The sequence below is a fragment of the Mesorhizobium sp. M4B.F.Ca.ET.017.02.2.1 genome (genome assembly GCF_003998955.1).
GTDB lineage: Bacteria > Pseudomonadota > Alphaproteobacteria > Rhizobiales > Rhizobiaceae > Mesorhizobium > Mesorhizobium abyssinicae.
This window is the reverse complement of sequence record NZ_RZOF01000178.1, coordinates 1-9,825: the sequence shown is the minus strand read 5'-3', so window position 1 is coordinate 9,825 and position 9,825 is coordinate 1. Positions and strand designations below refer to the sequence as shown.

The window sequence follows — 9,825 nt, the reverse complement described above, 5'->3', positions numbered from 1 at the left end:
CGCGCACGCCCTCGCCGCCCGCGGCCCGCCACCTCAAGCCAATGGCCTCCTGATGACCGCAACCGACCTCATCCCCGTCTTTGACGGCCACAACGACACGCTGCTCAGGCTCTACCAGTCGAAGGAAGCGGATGTCGAAAAGCTGTTCATCGACGGCACGCCGGGCGGCCATATCGATCTGCCACGGGCGAAGAAGGGCGGCTTTGCCGGTGGCATGTTCGCGATCTTCCCGCCGCCGATCGAGAAGACCAAGCGCAGCGCCGTGCCGCCGGCGCCGAGCGACAACGAGCCGCTGCCGCCGGAGCTGCCGCGCGCCGAGGCGATCACCTCGACCATCGGCATGGCCTCGATCCTGTTTAGGCTGGAACGCGCCGGCGCACTGACCGTCTGCCGCAGCGCCGGCGACGTGCGCGAGGCGATGGCGAAGGGCTCGATCGCGGCGGTGTTCCACATCGAAGGCGTCGAGGCGATAGACCCCGAGCTTGCCATGCTCGATGTGCTGCACGCCGCCGGCCTGCGCTCGCTGGGCATCGTCTGGAGCCGGCCGAATGCCTTCGGCAACGGCGTGCCGTTCCGCTTCCCGTCATCGCCCGACACCGGGCCCGGCCTCACCGATGCCGGCAAGGCTCTGGTCAAGGCCTGCAATCAGCTCAGGATCATGATCGACCTCTCGCATCTCAATGAGAAGGGCTTTCGCGATGTCGCGGGCTTGAGCGATGCGCCGCTGGTCGCGACCCACTCCAACGTGCACGCGATCTGCGGCCATTCGCGCAACCTGACCGACTGGCAGCTCGGCGCGATCCGCGAGACCGGCGGCATGGTCGGCCTGAACTTCGCCACCGGCTTCCTGCGCGAGGACGGCAAGATGAATGCCGACACCGGCCTCGACATCATGGTCCGCCACATCGATTCGCTGCTGCAGGCGCTCGGCGAGGATGGCGTCGGGCTCGGCTCCGATTTCGACGGCGCGATGATCCCGGCCGTCATCGGCGATGTCGCCGGCCTGCCCAAGCTTATCGACGCGCTGGCCGCGCGCGGTTTTGGGCGAGCGCTGATCGAGAAGATCGCCTATCGCAACTGGTTGAGGGTGCTGGAAAAGACGATAGGGTGATGCGGGCCGACTTCACTACTTTGTAAACGCCGATGGTGCGCCATGCTTACCTATGTCTACTTCGGCACCAACGACTTGAAACGCGCCACGACGTTCTATGACGCGGCTTTGGCGCCCCTCGGCATGCAACGTTGCATCACCGGCGATCCGGACTGGGATCGCGCGTCGGCGGGTTGGGGCACGTACGAGGAAGGCGGTTTGCGGGAGCTCGCGTTCTGGGTCGGAACGCCGTTCGACAAGCAGGCAGCGACAACAGGCAACGGCAGCATGGTCGCTTTCAGAGCGCGATCATGGAAGGAAGTGGATGATTTCCATGCTGCAGCCCTTGCCAATGGCGGGAGTTGCGAAGGTGCGCCCGGCCTGCGATTGCACTACAGCCGGGACTTCTACGCAGCTTACGTGCGCGATCCGGACGGCAACAAGCTCGCGGCTGTGAGCCGTGGCGTGCAAGCGTAGCGAAGCGCATAGCGCGCCCTCTTCGAAGCCGATGCGCTTCAGCCAGTCCTTGCCGACGCTGCGGTCGCGGATGATCGGCAGCGGATTTTCCGAATCGAGCCGGGCGCAGATGCGGTAGACTTCGAGCGTCTCGGCATTCATCTCGCCGCGCTTGAAGAAGAACATCGCCGCCGCATAGCGGGTGCGGCCGGACCACGGTTCGCCGAGCGGCGTGTTGACCAGCTGCCACTGATCGGCGGCTTCCGCCTCCGCATCCAGATTCTCCGCTTCGCTTGCCATGTCAGAAATCCGCGGGCGGGCTGGCGGTGCGGCGGTCGAGCTTGATGAAGGGCCTTTGCACCACCTTCGCCTTCTTCATCAGCTTCTGGTACTGCAGCTCGCGCATGGCGTAGATCTCGACCCAGAGGTCGTCCACGATCGTATCGCCATAGGGCCGTTGCAAAGACGCAATGGCGATGTTGCGCTTGGCCATCGGCGACCACATGGCGGCGCTGACCAGCCCGACCTCCTGGCTTTTGCGATAGTAGACGATGGCATGCTCGGCCGGGATGTTGCCCTCGATCTCAAGCCCGACCAGCACGTGGCGCAGCTTCTTCTTCGTCCGCGCTTCGAAAATGGCACGTCGGCCGTTGAAGTGCCCCTTCTCGGGATCGACCATGAAGCCGAGGCCGATCTCGTCCGGCATGCGCAGGCGGTCGGCGCGGATGGCATGCTCGGAGGTGGTGAAGTCGGCATTGGCGACGATCAGGCCGGCTTCGAGACGAGCGCGATTCAGCGCCGTGTAGCCGATGGCGCGGATGCCCCGCAGCTCGCCTGCCATCATCAGCCGGTCCCAGAGGCTGAGCGCCTTGTCCGCCGGCACGAACAGCTCGTAGCCGAGATCGCCGGTGAAGCCGGTGCGCGAGATCGTCACGGTGGCGCCGTCATGCGCGAATTCGGCGAGGTCGAAAACCTTCAGCCTTTCGCCGCCGGCGAAGCCGGCGTCGCGGAGGATGGCGAAGGAGGTCGGGCCTTGCAGCGCAAGCCCGGCGACCGCTTCGGTCTCTTCTTCGATGCTCACTTCATAGCCGATCGCGCTGTCCAGCAGCCAGGGCAGATGCCGCTCCTGCGAGCAGAGGCGGAAGCGCGTCGGCGACAGCCGGAACAGGGTGCCGTCGTCGAGCACGAAGCCGTCATCGTCGCACCAGGCGGTGTAGTGGACGCGGCCGGGCTGCAGCCTGGTCACGTCGCGCAGCGTGACGCGGTCGAGATAGGCTTCGGCGCCCGGCCCCTCGATGCGGTACTTCGTCATCGGCGAGATGTCGAAGAGGGCCGCCTGGCTGCGGATGGCGAAATATTCGAGTTCCTCGTCCCACAATGAGTGCGGGGCGCGATAGCCGGCCCAGCTGTACCAGTCCTGCTTCAAGCCCAGCGCGTCGATGCGCGGCTGGAAGGGCGTGCCGAGCCGCAGCGTGCGGAAATGCGGTTGCGCCGCGAGGCGGGCTTCGAGGGCGGTGTCCACCTCGCTTGCGATGGGCTTCTTCCTGGTTGCTTGCGCCATGCTCATGCCCTCATCGCGATGATGCGGCGCGCGGCGTTGAGGCCGGGCGCGCCGGAAATGCCGCCGCCCGGGTGCGAGCCGGCGCCGGCGAGGAACAGTCCTTCGAGCGGGGTGTCGTAGCCCGACCAGCCGGAGACCGGCCTCGACATCAGCATCTGGTCGGCCTGCAATTCGCCATGGTGCCAGTGGCCGCCGGGCATGCGGTAGCGCGCCTCGATGTCGGCGGGCGTCAGAAGCTCGGCATGGCGCACTGTCGCGCCGATGCCGGGCGCGTAGGTCTCGAGCTGGGCCATGATCGCCTTGAGGAATTGCGGCCTGCCGGCGGCCCAGCCCGCTCTCAGCGCATAGGGCGCATATTGCACCACTGCCGAGAGCACGCAGGCGCCGGAGGGTGCCAGCGAAACATCGGCCAGACTGGGCAGCGTGATCTCCATCACCGGCTCGGGCGAGAACTCGCCGTATTTCGACGGGTTGAAGGCGCGCTCGACATGGTCGGGCGAGGGCGCGATGACCAACCGGCCCTTGTGGCCGGCGGCGTCGACGCCGGAAAATTGCGGCGGTCGGTCGAGCGCCAGATGCAGCTTCGCCGCGTCGCCCTTCATGCGGATGTTCTTCACCTTGCGCACGAAGCCCGTGTCGACCTCGCGCGGGCCGACGAGATCGAGGATGGTCGTCGCCGGATTGGTGGCGGAAACGACAGTCTTTGCCCGCAGCGTCTCGCCGCCTTGCGTGACGACGCCGATGGCGCGGCCCTTCTCGACGACGACCTTGGCGACCGGCGATGCCGGGCGGATCGAGACGCCAGCCTGCTCGGCCGCCGCGCGGATGGCGGTGACGACGGCGCCCATGCCGCCTTTCGGCAGCATCTGCGCGCCGGCAAGGCCGCCGATCTCGCCGGCCAGCCGGTAATAGAGACCGAGCAGCGAGGTCGGCGAGCGCGGCCCGAGATGGGAGCCGAGCGTCGCGTCGAAAGCGAGCAGGCCCTTCAGCCTGTCGTCCGAAAGCTGCTCGTCGAGCAGGTCGTAAACATTCATCAAAAGCACGCGCAGGAAGTCGCGCATGTCCTCCTTGCCGAGCCGCTTCAGCGCCAGCGCGGTCTGGCCGAGGCCGGTCATCTCGGCGATCGACATGCCGGCAAGATCCGGCGGCCGGCGCGATAGGAAGGGCTTCAGCACGCCGGCATATCGCAGCAGCTGCGCGCGCAGTTCCTTCCAGGCGGATTGCTCGGTGGGGCTGGCGCCCGTCAGCACCTCGCCATAGGCGCCGTGCAGCACCAGCGAGCCGTCCTTCGACAGCGCCACCGAAGGCATGAAATCGGCGCGCTCGACCTTGAGGCCGTGCCGCTCCAGCTCCAGCGTCTTCACCACATCGGGATGCAGGCGGTTGAGCAGGTGGGCGACCGCGGAGACACGGAAGCCGGGCGCAAATTCCTCGGTGCGGGCGGCGCCGCCGAGATCACTGCCGGCTTCGAGCAGCAGCACCTTGCGGCCCGATTTCGCCAGCGTGGCGGCGGCGACGAGGCCGTTGTGGCCGCCGCCGATGACGATGGCATCCCAATTCACTTCAGATGACGTCATGGGCCGGGCTCATATGTGAGGTTGGCTTGGCAAGATCGCGCAGGATCTCGGCGGCGGCGTTGCGTCCGGGCGCGCCCATGACGCCGCCGCCCGGATGGGTGGAGGAGCCGCACATGTAGAGCCCGCCCACAGGCGAGCGGTATTGCGCGTAGCCAGGCACTGGGCGGTTGAACAGCAATTGGTCGAAGGTCAGTTCGCCCTGGAAGATGTTGCCTTCGGTGAGGCCGACCTCGGCTTCGATCTCGCGCGGCGTGCGCACTTCCATATGAACGATGCGGTCGCGGAAGCCGGGCGAGTATGCGGCGATCTGCGCAATCACGCTTTCGGCGAAGCCGTCGCGGTCGGCATCGGTCCAGTCGCGGCCGTCAATCTTCGGCGGCGCGTATTGCACGAAGCAGCTCATGAAATGTTTTCCCGGCGGCGCCATGGTCGGGTCGAGCGTGGTCGGGATCATCATGTCGAGGAAGGGGTCGGCCGACCAGCGACCGGCCTTCCAGTCGTCATAGGCGCGCTCCATGCGCTCGATGGAATCGGTGAAGTGCATGTCGGCGCGATAGACCGGCGAATCCTTGGGCAGGGCCGGGAATTCAGGCAGCGAATCCAGCGCGATGTTGACCTTGCCGGAGGAGCCGCGGATCTTGAAGTTCCTGACCCGGCGCAGAAAGATGTCGGGCAGTTCCCTTTCCTCGACCAGCTTCAGGAAGGTGCGCTTGACGTCGGCGTTGGAGATGACGAGCTTGCCGTAGATTTCCTCGCCGCCGGCGAGCACGACGCCCTTGGCCCTGCCGTTCCTGACCAGCACATGATCGACCTCGGCGCCGGTGCGGATGGTGCCGCCGGAGGCCCTGAAGGACGCGGCCAGCGCCTTGGTGACGGCGCCCATGCCGCCGCGCGCATAGCCCCAGGCGCCGACCGAGCCGTCGACCTCGCCCATATAGTGGTGCAGCAGCACGTAGGCCGTGCCCGGCGACATCGGCCCGAGCGCGGTGCCGATGATGCCGGATAGCGCGAAGTTAGCCTTGATGACGTCGGTCTCGAAATACTCGTCGAGGAAGTCCGAGATCGACATCGTCCAGAAGCGCAAGGTCAGCGCCATCTCCTCGGCCGTTAGGCCAGCGAACTTCTTCCCCAGAAAGAGCAATTCGCCGAGGTCGCGCGGCTTGAAACTGGTCGGGTCGGGCGCGGTGCGCATCAAGAGCGGCTGGATGAAGCGGCATTGCCGCGTCACGTCGCGCGAATAGCGGTCATAGGCCTCGGCGTCGCGCCTGGAGAAGCGGGCGAACTCGCGGCGATGGGCATCGTGGTCGCGGTAGTTGGCGAGATAGTCGCCGTCGCGTGTGAACACCGCGCCGCCTTCATAGGAGATCACCTGCAGGCCGAAGCGCGGCAGCTCCAGGTCGCGCATGATCTCGGGCCGAAACAGCGAACAGACGTAGGAACAGTTCGAATAGAGGAAGCCCGGCGTCAGCTCGCGGCTGGTGGCCGCGCCCCCGACCCAGTCGTTCTTCTCGACGACCAGCACGTCGAGTCCGGCGCGCTGCAGGTAACAGGCATTGACCAGGCCGTTGTGGCCGCCGCCGATGACGATCGCATCCCACGCCTTCATGTGCGCTCAACCTCCATCCGGCTGCCCTTCTTTTTGTGTGGTCTGTTCCCCGATGCGTCGAATTTGGCACGGATCACGGATTTCTGTCCAGCCATTTTGAATGAATGTTCAACAAATGGTGTTGCGTTTTCCTGTTTATGCGCTAGGCTTTGCGGGCAATTGGAACTGGCCACTTTCGAAATCTTGGGTTGAGATCCGATGATCGAAACGGCGGACGCCGAGCCGGAGTACGACGACACCGCCATTCGCTTCCTGGAGGCGCTCTGGGGCGAGGGCTATCTGTCGCCGGGCGGACCCGAAGAGGTCGACCGGGTGGTCGAAGGCCTGTCGCTGGAGGGCAAGACGGTCCTCGACATCGGCTGCGGCGCCGGCGGGATCACGCTGCATCTGGTCAAGCGTCACGGCGCGGCACATGCGACCGGCTTCGATGTCGAAGGGCCCGTCATCGAGGCCGCGAGGCAACGGGCGGCCGCGAGAGCTGTCGGCGAGCGCGTCAGCTTCGTCCAGGCGCCGCCCGGTCCGCTTCCCTTCGCTGACGCATCCTTCGATGTCGTCTTCTCCAAGGATGCGCTGCTGCACGTGCCCGACAAGGACGCGCTGTTCGCCGAGATCTTTCGCGTGCTGAAGCCGGGTGGCGTCTTCGCCGCGTCGAACTGGATGATTTCGCACGACGGCGAGCCGTCGCCGGACATGAAGGCCTATGTCGCGGCCGAAGGCCTGTCCTTCACCATGGCCTCGCCGGCGCGCTATGCGCAGGCGATGCGCCGGGCGGGCTTTGCCGACATCGCCGTGCGCGACCGCAATCCCTGGTATCGCGACGTGGCGCGCGAAGAGCTGGCGCGGCTCAAGGGGCCGCTATATTGGCCTGTCGCCGCCGTGGTGGGTGCCGCCTATGTCGACAAGAACATCCATACCTGGGAGGCGATGCAGAAGGTGCTTGACAGTGGTGAGCACCGTCCCACTCATCTGCGCGGTTGGAAGCCGGTTGGATAGCCGGCGATGCTGGAGGCCGTGACGCTCATGAAGACTGCAGAGGCCAGCGATGTTGTCCCCGAACCGTCACCAAAGGGCGACGCCGAAAAGCGCGGCCGCAAGGCCTCGAAGGAGGTCAGGCAGCTGCAACTGATCGAGGCGACGATCGATTCGCTCGCCAAGCGCGGCTACGCGGAGACGACGATGGCCGATGTCGCCGACGGCGCCGGCCTGTCGCGCGGCATCGTCAACTTCCATTTCGAGAGCAAGGAAAAGCTGCTGATCGCCACGCTGCAGCACATGTATGACGAGTATTCGGCGCATTGGCGCGCGGCCCTGCAGAAGGCTGGCGATGATCCTGCAAGGCAGCTGCAACTGCTGGTGTGGGCCGACTTCGACCGCTCGATCTGCAACAAGCGAAAGCTCGCGGCATGGCTGGCCTTCTGGGGCGAGGCCAAGTCGCGGCCGACCTACCAGGCGCTCAGCAGTTCGCGCGACAATTACTACCAGCAGGTCTTCATCGATCTCTGTGCGACGCTCAAGGAGAGCGGTGGCTACACTTATGATCCCCCGGTCATAGCGCTGGCGCTCAGCGCCATGCTCGAGGGACTGTGGCTGCGGCTGATGATGGGGACAGAGGACACCACCCGCGAGACCGCGCTGCAGGCGGCGAATGCGTTCCTGGCGGCGGCCTTTCCCAGACACTACCAGTGAGAAAAAAGCCGGCCGACCGAGCCGGCGGAAACGACAAGGAGGATGGAACAGCAATGAGAACCCTGAGCCGACGCCTGACGCTGACCCTGGCACTGACCGGTATGCTCGCCGCTTCCGCGGCGGCGCTGGCGGTTGCCGCCGACAAGGACCTGATCGTCTTCGACTGGTCGGGTTACGAGGACCCGACCTTCCATTCGAAATATGTCGAGAAGAACGGCGATTCGCCGACCTTCGCCTTCTTCGGCGACGAGGACGAGGCCTTCGAAAAGGTGCGCTCCGGCTTCAAGTCCGATCTTGGCCACCCCTGTTCGCAAAGCGTGGTGAAGTGGCGCGAGGCCGGCCTGCTGCAGCCGCTCGATACGTCGAAGATCACGGGCTGGAAGGACCTCAATCCCGGCATCATGGCGATGAAGGATCTCGCCACCACCGCCGACGGCAAGGCCTGGTTCATGCCGTGGGACTGGGGCAACACCCAGCTCACCTACAATTCCGACAAGGTCGACGAGAAGGACGTGCAGTCGCTGAAGGCCTTCGCCGATCCGAAGTTCAAGGGCAAGGTCTCGATCGGCGACAATGTCGACGACGCCTATGCGCTGGCGAGCCTTGCCATCGGGCTCAAGGACTGGACCATGATGACGGACGACCAGTTCAAGCAGGCGTCCGACTTCCTGCGCCAGGTGCACAAGAATATCCGCTCCTACTGGACCGACACCACCGACATCGTGCAGCTCCTGAGCGGCGGCGAGGTCGATCTCGCCTGGGCATGGAACGATGCGACGGTGCAGTCGGTCGCGGCCGGCGCGCCGATCAAATCCAAGAAGGATACCGCCGAAGGCATCTCGACCTGGGTGTGCGGCTATGTCCTGTTCAAGGATGCGCCGGACAATGTCGACAAAGCCTATGACTATCTCAATGCGATCAACGATCCGGACGTCGCCAAAGTGCTGGTCAAGGACTGGGGCTACGGTCAGGCCAATGCCAAGGGCATGGCCGGCGTCGACCAGGCCGTCCTGAAGGAAAAGGGCTACGACGACGTGCAGAAATTCGTCGACAAGACGCTGTTCCAGTCGCCGGTGCCTTCCGCGCTCAAGCTCAAGATGATCGCCGAGTTCGAGAAGATCAAAGCCGGTTATTGAGCATTGTCTTGGCGTCTCGCTGTTTCGTTGGAAACGGAAACAGGGCCTTAGGCTTCCGAGCTCGTCCGATCGCGCTCCCGAGCGCTGGCGCCGCCCCTCACCTGCCTGCCGGCATCCTTGTAACTTGTCCCTTGCCGACTCTGCTATTGCAGCAGGTGCGGTGGCGGACGAGAGACCGGAGCATCTTTGGGCCTTGAAGCCCGTGGGAGAGCGAGGGTCTTCGTCCGCCGTTCCATCGACCCCGAACAGTCGCCTGGGCCGCAAGCGAAGCCCGATTAGGCAAGGATGGGATAGGATGGAAATCGTTGTTGGCATCGACGTTTCGAAGGATCGGCTGGATGTGCACGTTTTGCCGTCCGGTGAAGCGTTTTCGGTTGGTAACGACCATGCCGGGATGGAGGATCTGGCTCGACGTCTTGCAGCCTTTTCTCCGACGGCAATCGGATTGGAGGCTACGGGAGGCTACGAGCAGCTGGCGGTCGCCACTTTGGCGAGCGCCGGCCTTTCGGTTGTCGTGGTCAATCCAGCGCAGGTCCGGGCCTTTGCCAACGCGCTCGGCAAGCGGGCCAAGACCGATCCGATCGACGCTGCCGTCATCGCAGCCTTCATAGCTGCGACCAAGCCGGAACTGCGGCCGCTGCGCGATGCCGAGACCAGGACGTTGGCCGATCTCGTCACGCGCCGGCGTCAGATCGTGCAGATGATCGTGGCCG

At 65.2% G+C, this 9,825-nt stretch carries 9 protein-coding genes and 1 pseudogene; 6 read left to right on the top strand and 4 right to left on the bottom strand.

The annotated features are described in order from the left end of the window. Positions 1–52: 52 nt before the first annotated feature. Together EN738_RS20450 and EN738_RS20445 are read left to right on the top strand one after the other, a co-directional pair. Entirely contained in the window at positions 53–1,111 is a 1,059-nt protein-coding gene (locus EN738_RS20450; RefSeq protein WP_127285285.1) for a dipeptidase, read from the top strand. Positions 1,112–1,153: 42 nt separating this feature from the next. Continuing rightward, entirely contained in the window at positions 1,154–1,567 is a 414-nt protein-coding gene (locus EN738_RS20445) for a VOC family protein (protein ID WP_127285284.1), read from the top strand. A gap of 21 nt (positions 1,568–1,588) precedes the next feature. Here the strand turns inward: EN738_RS20445 and EN738_RS20440 are convergent. The 4 genes and pseudogenes from EN738_RS20440 to EN738_RS20425 all read right to left on the bottom strand — a co-directional run. After that, positions 1,589–1,846, bottom strand: a pseudogene (locus tag EN738_RS20440) (hypothetical protein); the annotation flags it as partial. A gap of 1 nt (position 1,847) precedes the next feature. Next, on the bottom strand, positions 1,848–3,107 hold the full coding sequence (locus EN738_RS20435; RefSeq protein ID WP_127285283.1) for an aminomethyltransferase family protein: 1,260 nt from the start codon (positions 3,105–3,107) through the stop codon (positions 1,848–1,850). A gap of 2 nt (positions 3,108–3,109) precedes the next feature. Further along, positions 3,110–4,684 (bottom strand): NAD(P)/FAD-dependent oxidoreductase, encoded by a 1,575-nt coding sequence (locus tag EN738_RS20430; protein ID WP_127285282.1) that lies wholly within the window; start codon positions 4,682–4,684, stop codon positions 3,110–3,112. Beyond that, complete coding sequence (locus EN738_RS20425) at positions 4,671–6,290, bottom strand: NAD(P)/FAD-dependent oxidoreductase (RefSeq protein ID WP_127285281.1); 1,620 nt, start codon at positions 6,288–6,290, stop codon at positions 4,671–4,673. Before EN738_RS20425 ends, EN738_RS20430 begins: the two co-directional genes overlap by 14 nt. A gap of 198 nt (positions 6,291–6,488) precedes the next feature. Here EN738_RS20425 and EN738_RS20420 point away from each other — a divergent pair, with 198 nt between their 5' ends. The 4 genes from EN738_RS20420 to EN738_RS20405 all read left to right on the top strand — a co-directional run. Then, positions 6,489–7,283, top strand: a complete 795-nt coding sequence (locus tag EN738_RS20420; RefSeq protein ID WP_127285280.1) for a methyltransferase domain-containing protein — start codon at positions 6,489–6,491, stop codon at positions 7,281–7,283. A 27-nt stretch (positions 7,284–7,310) separates the two neighbouring features. Continuing rightward, positions 7,311–7,976 (top strand): transcriptional regulator BetI, encoded by a 666-nt coding sequence (betI, locus tag EN738_RS20415; protein ID WP_245493295.1) that lies wholly within the window; start codon positions 7,311–7,313, stop codon positions 7,974–7,976. Positions 7,977–8,029: 53 nt separating this feature from the next. Next, positions 8,030–9,112: an ABC transporter substrate-binding protein gene (locus EN738_RS20410; protein WP_127285278.1), complete on the top strand. Its 1,083-nt coding sequence runs from the start codon at positions 8,030–8,032 to the stop codon at positions 9,110–9,112. A 295-nt stretch (positions 9,113–9,407) separates the two neighbouring features. Continuing rightward, on the top strand, positions 9,408–9,825 hold a 418-nt coding region (locus EN738_RS20405; protein WP_145966887.1), incomplete at its 3' end, for a transposase.

Coding starts and splice junctions, on each gene's coding strand:
- EN738_RS20450 (WP_127285285.1), top strand. CDS start 53: ATGACCGCAACCGACCTCATCCCCGTCTTTGACGGCCACAACGACACG.
- EN738_RS20445 (WP_127285284.1), top strand. CDS start 1,154: ATGCTTACCTATGTCTACTTCGGCACCAACGACTTGAAACGCGCCACG.
- EN738_RS20435 (WP_127285283.1), bottom strand. CDS start 3,107: ATGGCGCAAGCAACCAGGAAGAAGCCCATCGCAAGCGAGGTGGACACC.
- EN738_RS20430 (WP_127285282.1), bottom strand. CDS start 4,684: ATGACGTCATCTGAAGTGAATTGGGATGCCATCGTCATCGGCGGCGGC.
- EN738_RS20425 (WP_127285281.1), bottom strand. CDS start 6,290: ATGAAGGCGTGGGATGCGATCGTCATCGGCGGCGGCCACAACGGCCTG.
- EN738_RS20420 (WP_127285280.1), top strand. CDS start 6,489: ATGATCGAAACGGCGGACGCCGAGCCGGAGTACGACGACACCGCCATT.
- betI (WP_245493295.1), top strand. CDS start 7,311: ATGAAGACTGCAGAGGCCAGCGATGTTGTCCCCGAACCGTCACCAAAG.
- EN738_RS20410 (WP_127285278.1), top strand. CDS start 8,030: ATGAGAACCCTGAGCCGACGCCTGACGCTGACCCTGGCACTGACCGGT.